Annotated in this window: 13 protein-coding genes; 4 read left to right on the forward strand and 9 right to left on the reverse strand. The window is 37.5% G+C overall.

What is annotated here, in order from left to right:
- Window positions 1-16 precede the first annotated feature (16 nt).
- Window positions 17-916 (reverse strand): sugar phosphate nucleotidyltransferase, encoded by a 900-nt coding sequence (locus Q4534_RS19535; protein ID WP_303614837.1) that lies wholly within the window; start codon window positions 914-916, stop codon window positions 17-19.
- Between the two features lie 379 nt (window positions 917-1,295).
- On the opposite strand from Q4534_RS19535, the gene Q4534_RS19540 reads away from it, so the two are divergent.
- Together Q4534_RS19540 and Q4534_RS19545 are read left to right on the forward strand one after the other, a co-directional pair.
- Window positions 1,296-1,634 (forward strand): P-II family nitrogen regulator, encoded by a 339-nt coding sequence (locus Q4534_RS19540; protein ID WP_014020371.1) that lies wholly within the window; start codon window positions 1,296-1,298, stop codon window positions 1,632-1,634.
- 54 nt (window positions 1,635-1,688) lie between these two features.
- Window positions 1,689-2,921 (forward strand): ammonium transporter, encoded by a 1,233-nt coding sequence (locus Q4534_RS19545; RefSeq protein WP_303614838.1) that lies wholly within the window; start codon window positions 1,689-1,691, stop codon window positions 2,919-2,921.
- Window positions 2,922-3,382: 461 nt separating this feature from the next.
- Here Q4534_RS19545 and Q4534_RS19550 read toward each other — a convergent pair whose 3' ends face one another.
- A complete protein-coding gene (locus Q4534_RS19550) occupies window positions 3,383-5,710 on the reverse strand; it encodes a M1 family metallopeptidase (protein ID WP_303614839.1) in 2,328 nt (775 codons plus the stop codon).
- A gap of 110 nt (window positions 5,711-5,820) precedes the next feature.
- On the reverse strand, window positions 5,821-6,402 hold the full coding sequence (locus tag Q4534_RS19555; RefSeq protein ID WP_303614840.1) for a HupE/UreJ family protein: 582 nt from the start codon (window positions 6,400-6,402) through the stop codon (window positions 5,821-5,823).
- Between the two features lie 91 nt (window positions 6,403-6,493).
- On the opposite strand from Q4534_RS19555, the gene Q4534_RS19560 reads away from it, so the two are divergent.
- The gene (locus Q4534_RS19560; RefSeq protein WP_303614841.1) at window positions 6,494-6,985 is read left to right on the forward strand and encodes a DUF6702 family protein; all 492 of its coding nucleotides are present in this window, start codon (window positions 6,494-6,496) and stop codon (window positions 6,983-6,985) included.
- A gap of 51 nt (window positions 6,986-7,036) precedes the next feature.
- On the opposite strand, the gene Q4534_RS19565 is transcribed toward Q4534_RS19560, so the two are convergent.
- The 3 genes from Q4534_RS19565 to Q4534_RS19575 form a co-directional block, all read right to left on the reverse strand.
- The gene (locus Q4534_RS19565; protein WP_303614842.1) at window positions 7,037-8,464 is read right to left on the reverse strand and encodes a RagB/SusD family nutrient uptake outer membrane protein; all 1,428 of its coding nucleotides are present in this window, start codon (window positions 8,462-8,464) and stop codon (window positions 7,037-7,039) included.
- Between the two features lie 12 nt (window positions 8,465-8,476).
- The gene (locus Q4534_RS19570; RefSeq protein ID WP_303614843.1) at window positions 8,477-11,455 is read right to left on the reverse strand and encodes a TonB-dependent receptor; all 2,979 of its coding nucleotides are present in this window, start codon (window positions 11,453-11,455) and stop codon (window positions 8,477-8,479) included.
- Window positions 11,456-11,968: 513 nt separating this feature from the next.
- Window positions 11,969-12,520 (reverse strand): 2'-5' RNA ligase family protein, encoded by a 552-nt coding sequence (locus Q4534_RS19575; protein WP_303614844.1) that lies wholly within the window; start codon window positions 12,518-12,520, stop codon window positions 11,969-11,971.
- 261 nt (window positions 12,521-12,781) lie between these two features.
- Between Q4534_RS19575 and Q4534_RS19580 the strand changes: the two genes are divergently transcribed.
- Window positions 12,782-13,693: a universal stress protein gene (locus tag Q4534_RS19580; RefSeq protein WP_303614845.1), complete on the forward strand. Its 912-nt coding sequence runs from the start codon at window positions 12,782-12,784 to the stop codon at window positions 13,691-13,693.
- Between the two features lie 68 nt (window positions 13,694-13,761).
- Here Q4534_RS19580 and Q4534_RS19585 read toward each other — a convergent pair whose 3' ends face one another.
- The 3 genes from Q4534_RS19585 to Q4534_RS19595 all read right to left on the reverse strand — a co-directional run bounded on the left by Q4534_RS19585 (window position 13,762) and on the right by Q4534_RS19595 (window position 17,958).
- Window positions 13,762-15,129: an exopolysaccharide biosynthesis polyprenyl glycosylphosphotransferase gene (locus tag Q4534_RS19585; RefSeq protein ID WP_303614846.1), complete on the reverse strand. Its 1,368-nt coding sequence runs from the start codon at window positions 15,127-15,129 to the stop codon at window positions 13,762-13,764.
- A gap of 501 nt (window positions 15,130-15,630) precedes the next feature.
- The gene (locus Q4534_RS19590; protein ID WP_303614847.1) at window positions 15,631-16,788 is read right to left on the reverse strand and encodes a DUF1972 domain-containing protein; all 1,158 of its coding nucleotides are present in this window, start codon (window positions 16,786-16,788) and stop codon (window positions 15,631-15,633) included.
- Window positions 16,789-16,806: 18 nt separating this feature from the next.
- Window positions 16,807-17,958 carry a glycosyltransferase family 4 protein gene (locus Q4534_RS19595; RefSeq protein WP_303614848.1) on the reverse strand — a complete coding sequence of 384 codons (1,152 nt, stop codon included), beginning with the start codon at window positions 17,956-17,958 and terminating at the stop codon, window positions 16,807-16,809.
- Between the last annotated feature and the right edge of the window lie 27 nt (window positions 17,959-17,985).

Consider the following 17,985-nt stretch of genomic DNA (forward strand, 5'->3'; position numbering starts at 1 on the left):
AATTGTATCCGCTTTCTCACCAGAGTTTTGCCGGATATTCACCTTCTGCGTGAAGTTTTTTCAATTCCTTCATTACATGTTCCTTATCTTGAGCATAAGTAACACCAAACCAAACTTTACCTCCCTCTAAAATTTTAACTTTACCTATACCTTCTGTGATAATAGAGTTGGCTACTTTAGGAATGTAAAATTCAGATTTTAAATTTTCTTTATTCTCTTCTAAAAAACTAAGCCAAAGCTTCTCCGTTTGTTCAAAGATGGATTGATGAAAACCCCAGCAATTCATAGATACGGGATTTTCGGCATCAATTTTTAATTTTTCTCCATCAGCCTCGTGGTAAATTCCTTCTTCCTTTTTAGATATGGCTGTTCGCTCAATCATTCCCGTAAGAAAACCTTCCGGGGAAACATCACAAACCCCTCTACTAACGGTTCCATAGTCGGACAAAACATTTTTAATCGCATAACCTACCATACAATGTAAATCCGGCTTCACTTCATGGGTTAAAAATTCCCCTAAGGCTTGAAAAGCTTCCTGACCATAAAAATCATCTGCATTAATGACCGCAAAGGGCTCATTGATCACATCTTTGGCACAAAGCAAAGCATGCGCTGTACCATAAGGTTTTTTCCTTTCAGGGTGCTGATATTTTTCCGGCACTCCATTTTTTAAAGATTGAACAACAAATTCGATTTGAATCAATTCTCCAAACCTAGGAATAAAAATCTCTTTACTTTCTTCTAGAATTTCTTGCCTAACAACAAATACCACCTTAGCAAATCCAGATCGTATGGCGTCATATATCGAATATTCTATAATTGTTTCGGCATTAGGTCCAAAGGCATCAATTTGCTTGTCTCCACCATACCTGCTGCCCATTCCTGCAGCCAAAATTAAAAGTGTCGGTTTATTCATTGTCTTTAAAATAGTTAATGGCAATACTTTACAAAAGGTAAAATTCCTTGCAAAGTTAATTTTTTAAAAAATATCATCAGAGAAATTCCACCATTAATTTGTCAAAAGACTTCTGATCTTCTTATAATATTTAGGTTAACTGATAACCTTATGGAAATATTATTTCTGCGAAAAAAACGTATTATCGATCCTTTTTTATCCATTATGATTAATTTTTTTACATTTTATACACTTTTTAGCTTCATTTTTACCCATTTTTACCATTTTCACCATCTTTTTACATTTTTTAGTTGTTAAATAAGTTCTTGATTATTATTTTTGCAACAGATAAATTTTTTAATTCTATAATTATTAATGGAATATTAATCCTGTTAAAAAAATGAAAAAAATTGAAGCTTTAATTAGAACTTCGAAATTTGATGAAATCCACAAATGCCTTTCTGGTTTAGGTGTAAAATTTCTGACCTTTTATGAAGTGAAGGGTATGGGCTTGCAACATGCAAAAATGCAACACTACCGTGGTGTGGCATATGAACCAACATTTATTCCCAGAACAAAACTGGAAATCGTTGTACAGGATGACTTAGAAGATAAAGTGGTTGCCTGTATTCTCAACGAGGGCAGAACAGGAGAAGTAGGAGACGGAAAAATATTTGTTTACGATGTAGAGAAAGCCTTTAGAATCAGAAATGACGAAACAGGCGAGAGCGCACTTTAATTTTTATCTCTTCACATCATTACAATTAAAAAACTTATTAAACATATTAATTAAATGACTCAGGAATTATTTACCATTAACAACCTATGGATTATGGTGGCGACCATTTTGGTCTTCATCATGCACCTGGGTTTTGCTGCACTGGAAGCCGGACTTACCAGAGCCAAAAACACTGTTAACATCCTATTTAAGAACACAATTATTCCAGCCATTGGCTTATTAACCTATGCATTCATCGGATTCAACTTAATGTATCCCGGCGAAATGTTTGCCGGAGGTTTCTTCGGGTTTGGCGGCTTAGGATTAAGCTTACCTGAGGGATGGGATACTTCTGCTTACAGCGAAGGTTACACCTTCTTTACGGACTTTATATTCCAAGCCATGTTTGCTGCTACTGCCGCAACTATTGTTTCAGGAGCTGTAGCTGAGCGTATAAAGCTAGGGCCATTTATTTTCTTTTCCATTCTATACGTGGGTATATGCTACCCTATCGCGGGTATGTGGAAATGGGGCGGAGGATTCTTAGATACTTTATCTACTCCATTTTATGACTTTGCCGGTTCCACTATCGTCCATTCAGTTGGTGGATGGGGAGCAGTAATCGGGGCCTACCTTTTAGGTCCAAGAATTGGTAAATACAGCAATGGTAAAACCAATGCGATCCCTGGTCACAATATACCTTTAGCCGTTTTTGGAGTATTTTTATTGTGGTTTGGATGGTTTGGTTTTAATGGAGGGTCTGTATTATCAGCCGATCCGGGAACTGTATCATTGGTATTTGTAACTACAGCCTTGGCCGGTGCTGCCGGAGCTTTTGGAGCTTTACTTGCATCTTATCTAAAATTCAAAGCATATGACATCACCATGGTACTCAACGGTATCTTGGCAGGCCTTGTAAGTATTACCGCCGGAGCAGATTTAATGTCTCCCACTGAAGCAGTAATCATTGGTTTCATTGGCGGAATCCTTGTTGTATTTGGTGTTATCTTGTTTGACAATATTAAAATTGATGATCCGGTAGGTGCCATTTCTGTACACCTTATTTGCGGAATTTGGGGAACACTTGCGGTAGGTATTTTCGGAGACCTTGCCAGTGGATCACAGATAGTATCACAACTAATTGGAATAGTATCTATAGGCGCACTTTGTATCGCCTTCAGCTTTATACTTTTCTTCCTTCTGAAGAAAACCACAGGAATTAGGGTTGACGAACAAGAAGAAACCGAAGGACTTGACATCAACGAGCATGGCATGCATGCTTATCCTGATTTTGAAACTAAAGAATAATTCGGACTACAGCTATATAAAAGTTGAAAAACAGGCAGATAGTATCTGCCTGTTTTTTTTGTCCTGTATTTCCAAAAACCAATCCATTATATGCCCTTCTACTTTTTCACTTAGGGCAACTTATCAATAGCATTAATCAATAGTAACAGCAATTATTACCTACTCGAAGACCTCAACACATCGGGTAAAGCTTTCACACCACCTCCACCTACCAACCCTAAAAAGAAAGTAAGCCACATTGGAGACAATACCATATTAGTTGAAATCCAGGTTATTTCTCATTCCTGAGAATTTAAATCAGGCATTGGTCTACAACTTCTTTGGATTGTAGACTTCTTTAATTATGAAAATACCTAGTTGTTTCCTTGTAAGAAGTCTATTAAGAAAAAGCTCGTTACCACAAGTAATAAAGACATAAAAAAAGAGCGACTTCCGCCGCTCTTTTTTATGTTCCTTAGCCTTTATTTCTTTTCTTTCTTCATAGGGCTGGGACCGGAAGAAGTTCCCCTACCGGCAGCTCCTTGCTTGAACATTTCAAACTTAGAAGGTATAAATCTTTGAGGCCAGTAATTATTGGCCGCATCAATATCTGCTGTTTCACGGTATGGATCCAAAACGATCTGAACTACTTCTTTATCCTTTGCAAATACCTTGGTAACCTTATACTCATCCATTCTCCAAATTTGAGCAGGAATTGTTTCCACCTCACTTGTCCCATCCACATACTGAAATTCAATGATTATTGGCATCACCAGTCCACCAATATTTTCAAAAGATATCTCGTAAAAGTTGAGTCCACTGTCTAACATTTCAAGTTCTTCTTTCCTCAATTGGCTCCTAAAGGCCTTGTATGCGCTCTCCTCCTCAGGCCATATTTTAAACCTTTCAAACTTATTGTAAAAATCCCCCACAGCAGGGTCAGCTTCCAAATAAGTTTGGGCTATATCCTCTTTATTTCTTGTCCTTGTTATGTAGGACTCTTCATGTTCGTAGGCTGTTTTAGCATCTTGCTTGACCTCACTTGGCTTTTTGCTATCAATTTTGTACCATTTCACATCTTTAATAGCTATATCTACCGGTTCAGTTCCAAAAAACCATCCACGCCAAAACCAGTCCAAATCTATGGCAGAAGCATCCTCCATTGTTCTGAAAAAATCATCGGGAGTAGGGTGCTTAAACATCCACCTTTGTGCATACTTTTTAAAGGCAAAATCGAATAGTTCTCTACCCATAATTGTTTCCCTTAAAATATTAAGGGCTGTTGCCGGTTTTGCGTAAGCATTAGCCCCAAACTGTATGATGTTTTCAGAGTTGGTCATGATCGGCTCTAATAAGTGCTTCTCTCCTTTCATATAAGGGACAATTTTATGCGCGGGGCCTCTTCTTGAGGGATAATCTCTTTGCCATTCCTGCTCTGCCATAAATTGCATAAAGGTATTCAATCCTTCATCCATCCAAGTCCATTGTCTTTCGTCTGAATTGACAATCATTGGGAAAAAATTATGGCCAACCTCATGAATAATTACTGAAATCATTCCATATTTAATGGCTTCAGTATAGGTACCGTCTTTGTCCGGCCTTCCATAATTAAAACATATCATTGGATATTCCATTCCATTGGATGCTTCCACGGAAATGGCTTTAGGATAAGGATAATCAAAAGTTTTGGCAGAATAGGACTTCAGTGTGTGTGCTACAACTTTGGTAGAATATTGTCCCCAGAGCGGATTGGCCTCCTTTGCATAATAAGACATGGCCATTACCTCTTTGCCATTCTCTAATTGAACTGCCATGGCATCCCAAATAAATTTTCTTGAAGATGTCCAAGCAAAGTCCCTTACGTTCTCCGCATGAAAAACCCAAGTACTTTTTTCAGTGGACCTTTTCTTTTCAAGCTTTTCGGCTTCAGCCTGTGAACGGATTATTACAGGTTCATCAAAGGACGATTTGGCCTGCTCCCAACGGTCCAATTCTTTTTGACTTAAAACATCGGCAGGGTTTTGCAAAACACCTGTAGCTCCAACCATATGATCTGAAGGTACAGTAATGGCTACTTTATAATCCCCAAAGACCAAGGCAAATTCTCCTCTACCTACAAATTGTTTGTTTTGCCAGCCTTCAAAGTCTGAATAAACCGCCATTCTAGGAAACCACTCTGCTACGGTATAGATATAATTTCCATCTTCTTCAAAATATTCATACCCCGGTCTGGTAGCTAAAAATCCGGTCCTGTCATGACTATTGAAACTCCAGGCCATATTGAATTCAAACTTTTCTCCCGGCATTAATGGCTCTGGTAGATCCAACCTCATCATGGTTAAATTAACCGTGGCGGGTATATCATTACCATTGGCATCTGTAACAGAATAAATTTTTAGACCCAAATCCATATCATGCCATATGATATCCTCCAATTGACCTAAATTCATTTTTGGGTGAATTTTATTGGAAGCGATTTTTGGTGTTTCAGAGTCTTTATCCCTTTGGTTTTGATCCAATTGCACCCATAAGTAATCCAAAGGATCAGGGGATTGGTTGTAATAGGTCACTTTTTCTTTACCACTGATGGATTGATTTTCATCATTTAACTCCACCTCTATTTCATAATCTGCCCTTTGCTGCCAATATTCATGACCAGGGGCTCCAGAGGCTGTGCGGTAAACATTTGGCGAGCGAAGGTCGGTACCTAGTTGCTCAAACCTATTGCCATGTCTTTGTTCATCGACCTGTGCATAAGCCCCGATATTACTCGTTAATATTAGCAGAAAAAAGAATATAGTTTGCTTCATAGTACACAAATTTCACTAATTAAATTAATTATAAATCCTATCCGATTAAAGATGAATTTACTGAAATTACATTAAAATTGCTTGAAAAACCGGCATTATTGTATGGAATGCTACCAATACACACTGTCCAATAAAATCATAAAAGACATTCCCAGTATTATTGATGATATCACCAATACCCATTCTTTTCTATTGACCCGAAAAATGCCTGTGATCAAAGTAGATGCCAACAAAAACAACACAACAATCACTACTTGCCCTACTTCAAGCCCTAGGTTAAAAGCCAATAGAGGAGTGAAAATAGATTGCTCTTTACCCAATAATGTTCTTAAGTAATTGGAAAAACCAAGTCCATGTATCAAACCGAAACAAAGCGCAAATAAATAATTGATCTGAACTCCTCTTCCCGAAGAAGATTTAGGCTTAAAGATATTTACCAAGGCAGTAATGGCAATGGTTACCGGGATCAAAAATTCCACTAAATCTGTATTCACACGGATCACATTCAGTGTGGCAAGCGCCAAGGTTAAGGAATGACCGATTGTAAAGGCCGTTACCAACACAAGGATTCTGCCCCAATCCTTTAACATGTACACAACTGCCAATGCCAAAACAAAAAGAATATGATCAAAACCTTTTAGATCCAAAATATGCTGGATACCCAGATTAAAATACAACTGAAATTGGTTCATAAGAATTAGGCGATTTATTTACTATAGGTTTTAAAATTTTGTTGTAATATTAACGCATTATTCGCACATTATTAAAAAACAACCCCTATTAATGCTTGTAATTCAACTATTCTTAGTTCTCTTTTCTTTCGAATTGGAAGCCCACCCTTTTTATATAAGCCTTACTGACATGGTGTATAACGATGATCGGCAGCGAATAGAGATTGCTCAAAAGATATTTTGGAATGATATGGAGGTTGCACTTTCCAATGCATCAGGCCAACAGGTTAATTTTCTTCGCCCGGAAAATCCGGAAGAGCTGGAGCAAATAATTGAAAAGTATATACTTCATCATAATAAAGTGGAGGTAAATGGAAAGCCTGTAAATCTCAGCTACCTGGGACATGAAATAGAGGAAGATGCTGCTTGGTTTTATATGGAATCAGAAGAAGTGGCAGTTCCCCAGCAAGTAACCATTTTTAACTCTTTATTGATAGCGGATTTTCCCACCCAACAAAACATTATCAATTTTTATAAAAACCGCAAACCGAAGAGTCTAATAACTAGAAAAGACAAAACCAGCGGTCTTTTAGAACTGGATTAAACAAAAAAGGTCACTCCCCATCTGAGAGTGACCTTTTTTAAGTTTAGTAAATTATTCGTATCCGGGGTTTTGAACCAAACCAGTATTGATATCCAATTCCCTTTGAGGGATCGGAAGAATGGTTTTGTTTTCTCCCGGCTTAGACGCATCAAAATACGTGTCACCTTCAGGTCTAAGTGGTAAATTATTTCTCAAAAGATCCATCCTTCGGTGACCTTCAAAAGCCAATTCCTTTCTTCTTTCTTCAAGGATTTGAGCAATAAAGGCATCTTCACTATCAAAATCTCCAGCACTGAAAATTTCAAGACCGGCTCTTTCTCTTAGCTCATTGATCAATTCCAATGACTCATCATTGATCCCGTTAAGCTGCGCCAAGGCTTCTGCCCTATTCAGCACAACTTCTGTAGTCCTAATGATAGGGGAATTGTCAGAGTGGGTAACCACGTCAGGGAATTTAGTTGTATAAAGTAAAGATACACCCTCAGCGTTTACATTTTCCTTAGAAAGGGCTGTTAGCCTTTCATCGCTTGCAGCGTAGGCTTCCAATAGGTAGTCAGAAAAAGGAGCATCACCCCTTCCACCATCTTCTGCAGAATTGTAGTAGGAACCCCAACCACCTGAGCCGGTTCTTCCATTATCAATTTCAGAATTCTGAATTGAAAACACATACTCGCTATTGTTCTCACCCCAAAAGTTATAATTGCTTGCTAGGCCATAAACATCTTCAGCATCAAGTACAGCTTTGGCTTTCTCTGCGGCCAATTGCCACTCTCCTCTATAAAGGTGGATCCTAGAAAGCAAAGCATTGGCTGCGCCTTTAGTCGCCCTTCCTCTAGTGAAAGCAGAAGTAGCATAAGTATCGGGCAAATCAGCAACAATTTCATTTAGTTCATTGATAATAAAAGCATGAACTTCTCCTACAGTATTTCTGGAGTAACCTGTGATTTCTCCGGAAAAAGCATCAGTAACAATAGGAATACCCAAGGCATCCTCACCACCTACATTTACCGGCTGAGCATAAAGATTAACCAATTGAAACATCAGTAAAGACCGCATGAACTTTGCCTCAGCCACATACTGGTTTCTTTCTTCAGTTGTAAGCGTTTCATCCGGAGAATCAGGGGTAAAAGCTACCACTGCATTGGCTGCTAAAATTGCACGGTAATGTGCTTTCCATAAATCCCTTAGGGTAACATTATCTGCCTGAGTTGTGTAGATATTGATTTCCTGTAGGGTAGGAAAAGAACCTATAAACCTCACATTGTCAGACTGAAAGTCAGCGATAACCTGAGGCAAAGAGCCAAATACCTCCCATTCCTGGGTCAAAGAATAAACACCTAATAATGAACCCTCCACTGACTGTTTATCAGCAAATGCGAGCTCTGTTGAAAGGGATTGCTGGGGATCAATGTCAAGATTCTCGCAAGAGAATAGACTTCCAAACAAACCTATAAATAATATTGTTTTTAAATTTTTCATCGTAAAGCTTTTTTAGAATCCTAAAGAAACACCCAAAGTGAATGATTTTGCCTGCGCAGGAGTAAAGAAAGATTCACCCTGAATTTGGTTATCGCTTCCATTTCCGCTGATTTCAGGCTCTAGACCTTCCTCAAGATCTGAGAATGTTAGCAAGTTTTGCGCCATTCCATATATCCTAGCACTTCTAAGGACCTTTGTTCTCTCAAGAATTTCAGCCGGAACATTATAAGTAAGCGATAGGTTTCTGAGCCGGATGTGATCACCTTTCCTAATGTGAATCGTAGATCTTTGTCCAAAATTAGCTTGAGTGGTTCCATCTAGGCGTGGAGCAAAACTATTCGGATTGTCTTCTGTCCAATAATCCAACAATTGAGGATCCAAGTTAAAGGAGTTCAGGTTGTTTGGATTGTACAAAAACCTAAGGTCATCATACATGATGTAGTTTCCTTGCGTAAAAGTAAACAAGGCAGAAAGATCAAATCCCTTGTAAGAGAATGTATTGGTCAGTCCTCCGGAAATTCTTGGAATCGCAGACCCGATTATCTCCCTATCATTGGTACTGTATTCAGTTGTTGGCTCTCCATCACTGTTTAGCCATTCTGCCTCTCCTGTCTCAGGATTAATCCCATTGTATCTCACCAAGTAAAAGGTATTTACTGAATAACCTTCGATTGCTCTTTGACTGGAAGAACCTTGAACAAATCGTCTTCCTTCATTGTCTTCAGAAGCACCCGGAAGTTCCAAAACTTCATTTTCTAGAAAACCTACATTTAAAATTGTTCTCCACTCGAAACCGGAGGTTTGAACATTTAGGGAATTTATCATTAAATCAATCCCTCTGTTTCTCATGACCCCTGCATTTTGCGCATAACTTGCATAACCTGTAGTGTAAGGGATTGGAACATCTAAAAGTAATCCTGTTGTACGTTTGTTCCAAACAGATGCTTCTACATCAAGCTTGCTGTTGAACATTGTAGCATATAAAGTAAAGTCAAACTGAGCGGACTCTTCCCATCCTAGGGTTGGGTTGGCCGGCTGACTTGGATAGATACCAGGACTACCTGCATAGTCACCTAAACTTCCGGCTTGGTACAAGCCTAAAGAAGCAAAGTTATCTACTCGATCATTTCCTGCTGTACCGTAACTTGCGTTGATTTTAAGGAAGTCCAAGAAGCTGTTATTTTGCAAAAATTTCTCTTCTGAAAGTACCCATCCACCGGATAGGGCCCAGAAATTACCATAACGGTTGTCCATCCCAAATCGAGAAGAACCATCCCTTCTTGCACTACCTTCAAATAACAATTTGTCCTTGTACCTGTAATTTATCCTTGCAAAATAAGATGCAAGTCTCCATCCTGTACCCGTTGCACTTGTGATGGTAGGTGTAGCAGCAGAAGCTACGTTTGGTAATTTATCACTTACAAATCCCGACCCTTCAACTGTCATGCTGCTAAAATCAGACTGCTCATATGAATATCCCAATAGGGCACCAAAGTAATGGCTTTCTCCAAAATACTTCTGATAATTTAGTGTATTGGTGCTTAACCATTTATAATCTTGAATGATTCTTTTGTACCCTTGCCCTGTAGGCTCAATGATATCAGGATAACGCATGGTTTCTTCCGTCTGAATCTGATCAATTCCCCAGTCTGTTTTGAAAGTCAAGTCAGGAAGAATATCAAACTCAAAGTAAGTATTTGCAGTAGTTCTTCTGGTGATATAATCGGTCTGAGCTAAATCTGCAAGCGCAAGTAAGTTAGGAATGAAGCCTAACCTTGTGTAATTTCCATTGTCATCAAATGGCTGGGTGTAAGGCAGGTGCAAAAATGCAGATGTTAAAGGTGCAAAAGTACTATTGTCCGAATTGATTCGGTCGTTATAAGTTTTAGCCAATCCAACATTTGCTCCAAATCTTGCTTTTTCTGAGAACTTATGCGTCATGTTTAACCTTCCGTTAAACCTATCCAACTCATTACCAAGCGCATAAGTATCTTGCATAAAGTAAGTACCAGAAATAAAATAAGTGGTATTTTCACTTCCACCTGATGCACTAACGTTCAAGTTAGAAATCTTACCTTGTTCGATCACTGCATCTGGCCAATCAAAGCCTGTTTGAGGGAAACTGCTCACAGGATCTCCTGTTCTGGCAGAACGGTATTGATTGTATTGATCTAAAGACATATAAGGTCTTACAGTAGTTGGATTTTGAATCCCCCTGTAGAAATCTACATTGATTGTTGATTTACCACTTTTTCCTTTTTTAGTCTTGATAAGAATCACTCCATTGGCACCCCTAGAACCGTAAATAGCTACTGCAGAAGCATCTTTTAATACGGAAATGGATTCAATTTCATTTGGATTTAACTCCATCAATGGATTGAGCGTTACTGCTCCGGATTCATTCGCATAATCGTCACTACTTCCGTCATTCAATGGCACGCCATCCACTACAAACAATGGTGAACCTCCTGCGGTTAACGAAGCTACACCTCTAATTCGAATGTTTTGTTGTGCACCACCTACACCGGAGGTCCCTGTTAACTGAACACCTGCAGCTTGCCCTTGTAAGGCTTCTTGCGCTGTAAAAATTGGCATTCGCTCAATTTGAGAGTTGTCCAAACTCGAAATACTTTGCACGGACATTTTCGCCGATTGAGTACCGTAGCCAACAACCACTACTTCTCCCAACGTCTTCACATCAGGCATCAAAAACACATCAATTTGACTTTGGTTATCAATCACTTTTTCTTGGGTCTCCAACCCAACAAAGCTAAAAGACAATACATTTGATCCTTCGGGAATCGATAAAGTGTACGTACCATCAATATCTGTAATGGTACCCACCATCGTTCCTTTCACGCTTACATTCACGCCTGGTATCCCATTGGGCTCATCTTCAGAAGTAACCGTTCCGGTTACCGTCCTGCTTTGAGCCATCACTGAGATTACCGCCAACATAGAAAATGCTAAGCTAAGTAAAACTCTCTTCATAGTTAATAGTAGATTAAGGTTTTTTAACAATGTTTATAATGCAAATTTCCATCAATTTATTAATAAATAAAAATGTTTATTATCTGATAATACAAACCTCCAACCTAAATATTTTGTAAAACTTTCTGATACAAAAATTTATTTTCTGTTTAAAAATATAAAATAGAATAATATTATTTATTTATTATTTTTTATTTAAAATATGATTAATTTATAATTTTATTACTCCAATTTAGTATTTTTCAAATTTAAAACGTATTTCTACCGTTAATGTAAATTTTATTTTATTTCGTTTTATAATTAATTAAAATTACAAAATATGGTACTTCATTTCATTTGAAAAATTTTTTATTGGTTCGATGAATTGACGGGATTTCAAAAAAATCTAACATTCAAAATATAATTGGCGCTAAATTAAAAAGGTCGAAACAATATTTTTTTCGCCATTTTTTAAAAAAAATCGAAATCCTACCATTACTACAAGCAGTAACCCCCAATTTGGATTAATAATAATCAATTAATCAACTTGAAATCAGCGATTCTCAGCCAGCGCCCATCCACTTTTTTTAACAATGAAACTTGATGGATCAGGAGAGATTCTTTGATCCCAGCTTGCTTCACGAATTCCATGACGTCAGAAAACTGTCCTTTTTTAAAATCCTTAAATGCCACGGTAAGATGCGGGTGATAATTGGTATCGCTTAACTCAAGGTTCTTCTTCAAATTTCTTTTAAAAAAAGTAGTAAGGCCTTGTTGAAAAAGCTTTAACTCCGGTGGATACTTTACCTTTAAAAAAGCCACACGATTTCCAAAAGACCCCACCCCTCTAACCGTCAATGGGAAAGCGTCCTCTTTAACAATATAGACCTGTAATGCTTTAATCAATTCTCCTTCTTTCTTTTCATTATGAACGAAGGGCATTTTTAATGTAATATGCGGTGGAGACCTCAAGGCATATTTCAATCCAAAAGATTCACGCAACTGCTCCTTCAATAGCGTCACCTTTTCGCAGGTCTGCTCATCAGGCACAATAGCCAAAAAATATTTACCCATTTTTCCGGACATGCTTTAATCGTATCTATATCAGCTGTATTTAGGCATAAATATCAATTGCACCTGACTCATTTAACAACCGGTATATAAAACCATTGAAACCTATAATTAGAACAATGGCTCAAATCCACCAACAAAGTTCATGTACCAATTGTATTTAAATTTTATTATTTGAAGGAAAACTTCTTTCAAAGAAGCAATCAAAAAGTTAAATTCATAAAAAATTACCATATACACAATTTAAAAAGCAAAACGGATTAAAAGGCACGGTCAATGAAGCAATTCAAAAAAGTTATGGTTGGCTTGGATCTATCTCAGTTAGATGAGGTATTGATTTCCAACATCAAAATATTTGTCCCAATTTTAGATATAGAAAAAGTATACTTTATTCATTTCTCTAAAAGTCTAATACTTCCAGAAGAGGTTACTACAGCTTACCCTGACTTATTGGCACCACTGGACGAAACCATCGAAAGTCAAATTCAATATGAAATCGATAAAAGCAAACCTGCTTTAGACTTTAATTATGAAATCATTGTGAAGGAAGGAAATGCTCAGGAAAGCATGCTTCGCTGGTGTAACATCAAAGAAACAGACCTTTTAATATTGGGTAGAAAAAAAGGAAAAACTCCTTCCGACTCATTGGTCAAAAATTTATCACAAAAATACCCTAGACCTGTTCTTTTACTTCCTGAAACACCTCCAAGCGGAGAAATCAATAGCATTTTGCTTCCAATAGATTTTTCCAAACACTCAAAGGTTAGTATCCAAATAGCACTGGAAATCAGTAAAAAAACCAATGCAGCTATCCAATGTTGCCACATGTATGAGGTTCCAAGTGGCTACAGTAAAACAGGGAAATCTTTTGATGAGTTTGCTAAAATCATGCTTGAAAACAGTAAAAAAGACTTCAAAAAATTTCTTCAGGAAAATAATTTACCCGATCTGCTTTGTACTTTTATCTTACATGACAAAAAAGATGAGGCCGAAAACATTCTTGAATTTGCACATTCCATCCAAACCGATTTATTGATTGTAGGCAGTAGGGGAAGGTCTAAATCTGCAGCCGTATTATTGGGAAGTGTTGCTGAAAAATTGGTGAATAACAACCAAGACATCCCTATGCTAGTAATGAAAGAAAAGGGAGAGAACATGAGTTTCCTAGAGGCACTATTGAGAATATAAGGTTACCTATTAGCAAACAAACTTTGGGAAGCCTTATCCTTTAATTTGGACAAGGTATCCTTTTTGCACTAATAAGCAGTCTCACCGCCTCTAAACATTTGATTTAAGGTTTTTAAAACAATTTTTATATCCAATAAAAAACTCCAGTTACGCACATAAAAATAATCCAACGTAACTCTGGACTTGATTTGCCAGTGATTAATGATCTCACCTCGGTAACCCAACACCTGTGCCAATCCTGTAATCCCGGGTTTGATACAATGCCTGTTGTTGTATTTCTCTAACCTTTGTTTGAAATCTTCATTCATGGGAACGGTATGGGGTCTTGGCCCCACCACCGACATATCATTTTTCAGCACATTGATAAATTGCGGCAATTCATCCAATGAAAACCTACGCAAAAACTTGCCAACCCTAGTCACCCTGGGGTCATCTTTTGACGCCTGCAAAGTGTCCGAAAAAGGATTTTCAAACATGGTTCGAAATTTAATGCATGTAAACTCCTTATTGTTTACTCCTGTTCTTTTCTGAAAGAAAAACACCGGCCCTTTGGACTCTAGTTTGATCAATAAAGCAATAATTGGCATCAACCAACTAAAAACAAAAACCATGGCAAACAATGAAAAAACCACATCAAAAGCCCGTTTGAAAATTTGATTCCCCAACCTATCCAAGGGGACCTCATTGAGATTAACAACTACAAATTGACCATAACTACTAAAAGTTAACTTTTTATTCCATTGTAAAGCCGGGCCGGGTATAATCTTTACCTTAAAATGATTTTCATCGGCATGATCAACAATTCTTTTCACAAGTTGCCCGGGCATTTTCTGGCTAAGATAGACGATATCCAAAGAACCGATTCCAAATGAATTAAAAAAAGAATCAAAGCCTCCCAGCACCTGTTCATCTTGTACTTGATCGTCAAAAAAACCGAGTAACTTAATTCCATATGCCTTGTTTTTAACAAGGGTTCTGGCCAATTGACTACTCCATTCATCTTTTCCCAAGATAACAGCTTTGCGATAATTTCTTCCACTCATTCTATACCTACGCAAAGCCATATGCACAGCGACCCTAAAAAATCCTACTACAAAAAGTGTAAGGGGATACAAATAAAAATCCAATTTATCTGCCTCAAAAAAACTCAAATGTTCACGCAGAATAAAGAACACCAAAACTACCCACACATACGACACGAGGAATTGCTTTAGGGTATCCCAATAGACGGAAGTCCTAGACAGTTTATAGTCTTTTCTAACCCAAACTACAAGCACCCATACTAGTCCTAGAAGTCCTAAATCAAACAAGAAACCGTTAGAAAAAAGTGCAACCCCGGATTTTGCCCAGACAAGAAGTCCTAAAACCATGAAAACAACCAGAAGCTCTACTGCGATAAACAGCCAAGGGAAATATTTATAAAAGCGTTTTGCCATGAATACTCTTCAATAAAAAAACATTAAAAAACTAACCCTCATTCAAAATTAAAAAGGACCGAAATCTCTGATGGCCCCTTATTGATTTAGTAGGGTCAATTGATCCGATGGCAAAAATACTATAAAAATGTGCACATTCCGCAGATTTTCCGCTATTATTAATTAAATAAGTATTGCTAATGATCAAGGAAAAAATAAATATTAAAAATTCCGCGCAAGGTTGGGAAGGCACAATGATGAGGTTTCAAAACCTTTGCTTCTTAGTACCTTAGCAAGGATAAAGAATTAAATAAACAATAATAACTGCACGCAAAACCTTTTCTCACAATTAGACGGGTACTTTCTTTGTAAAAGGATTAAAAGCGATGTCATATGGTTCCAAGAGAATAAATAGGACAAAAAAAAACCGGATAAAATCCGGTGTATTTTTATGTAATCAATAATAACAATGCGATTCGGGCTAAACTGATTATTATATCAATAATAACATAAATCGTATAATCAATAGTTGATTTCTACTAAATTCTCTTTTATTTTTCTTTTGCACAAAGATTTGAACAATGCTTCATATTCATCTGTCACCACTTCCCAATTGTATTTATCTGTCAAGCCTTCTCTGGAATGCTTTCTCAAATTTTCAACTTCCTCTGGTAGATTTTCTGCGCGCTCTGTAATTTCTTTTACAGAAGCAGCATTTTTCTCAAAGTACCAACCATACTTGCCTTGTTGCAGCATTTCTTGGTTAAATCGAGTATCTAAGGCGAGAATGGCACATCCGTAGCCCAAAGCTTTTAGCATGGCCGGGTTGGTCCCCCCATATTCATGCCCATGATAATAAGCAAAGCAATTGTGATACAAGGCAGCCAATTGCTCTTGGTCTCTTACATATCCCGTAAAGACCAACCTTTTATCATCAATTTTCTTCATCATTTGGGCAAACTTATCATGATAAGGTACATCCCCTACGATCACCAGTTTTCGCTTAGATTTTGATTTCACAAAACCTTCAACTATTAAGTCAGCATTATTATCTGGAATTAAACGCCCAACTATTAAAAAATAGGACTCTTTTTGAAGGCCCCATTCTTCAATCAAGCTGCTATCGGAAGATAATCTAGGATTAGCTCCATAGGCAATCATTTTGGAGGGGGCATTGAATTTCTCCAAATAAATCTTCTCCATCTCATCCGAATCAGTGATTAACTGATCATAAAGCTTTGTGGCAAGTCTGGAAGCAAATAAATAATACCTTGCCCCCAATCCTTTCCATTTTGGTCTTAACCATTCTAAACCATCGACATTTATTGTGGATGGTTTTCCAAATAGTTTGGTAAGAATTCCAAATGGTCCATTGGCACTATTTACTACAAATACAACATCCACTTTTGAAAAACAAACGTGGAGCATCGAAAGTAAAGAATTGGTCAATTGACTTAGAGATTTGGTTTCTACGCATGGTATATATACCAAGTTGATTCCATTTACCTTTTTCGGTTGTTTTTCAAACAATGGTGCATGACAATAAATGGTAACTTCTATTCCCCTTTGCACCAACCGTTCGCCCATTTCTTTTACAAAAGTTTCGTAACCTCCGTAAACGTAAGGATACCCTCTTGTACCTACTATGGCAACATGCAACGGCTTGTTGTTTTTTGACATACTCTGTTTATTTACTTCTCAAGAAAAAATACTCAAAATTTCCTGCCTATATTTAGACAAGGAAAAATTCCCCACAACGCTTTTTCTAGCCTCTTTCCCTATTCTATTTATTTGGCTTTTATTGCCAATCAAATCACCAATTATGGCAGCTGACTCAGACGCTTTATGCAAAGGTATATGGTACCCTGTTGTGCCATGATCTATCATCTCCAATGCTCCGCCCTGTGCTGTAGCTACTACCGGCTTTGCAGCAGCCATGGCTTCTAATATTACTGTGGGAAATGGGTCCGGCAATATGGATGGAAGAATAAAAATATCCATAGTAGCCAAAACATCGGATATATCTTTTCTAAAACCTAAATTATAAATTCTATCGCTAAATTCTTTTTCCAAAATCCTTTGTTCTAACCCTTCAAACAAATGTTCCTCTCCGGGAAATGCATCTCCAATTAAAAGAAAATATAAATTTAAAAACTTTTTATTTAATTCTTCCGAAATTTCCAAAAAGTATTCCTGCCCTTTCCAACTGTTTACTCTCCCAATCATTCCAATTACCATCGCTTCCTCAGGAATTCCTAACTCTTTTCGCAAACCCACAGATTGGCAAAGGTAAGGATTATAATCTATCCCATTATAAATCAATTGCAGTTTATTTCCACTTACATATTTTTCCCAATGATTTTTAACAGCTTGAGACACTACAATCACCCTATCAGAATTATACTGAACCAGCTTTCCCATCCACAAAGAGAAGAATTTGGGTTTCACAATTATCTCATGTAAGTGCCAAACGTGGGTATAGCCCTTTACCCTCGATAGAAATGCCCCTACCCACACCGCTGCTGTATTTGAGTATATATGTGTGATGTTTTCCGCTTTAGCGAGTTCGCCAAGTTGCTTATAGGCTTTAAAGATCACTTTAACCCTGTTAATCAACCCCTTTGCATTAAAGTATTTTCGCCTAATGATCCCTAACCTTATCAACTTCACCTGTACACCCAGTTTCCTTAACTCATCAGCAAGTGGCCCTTCCTCAGATAAAATGACAATAACATAGACCCCGCTTTCCTTCAAAATGGATGCTGTAAACAAAAATATTTTGCTAGCCCCATATAGATCAGATGACCCATGCAACATCATCACGCGCTTCGTCCTAGATTTACTCTTCATTTATAATTATTATTCTAGATGGTTTGA

The organism is Cyclobacterium sp. 1_MG-2023, assembly GCF_030546805.1.
In the GTDB taxonomy this organism is placed as follows: Bacteria; Bacteroidota; Bacteroidia; order Cytophagales; family Cyclobacteriaceae; genus Cyclobacterium.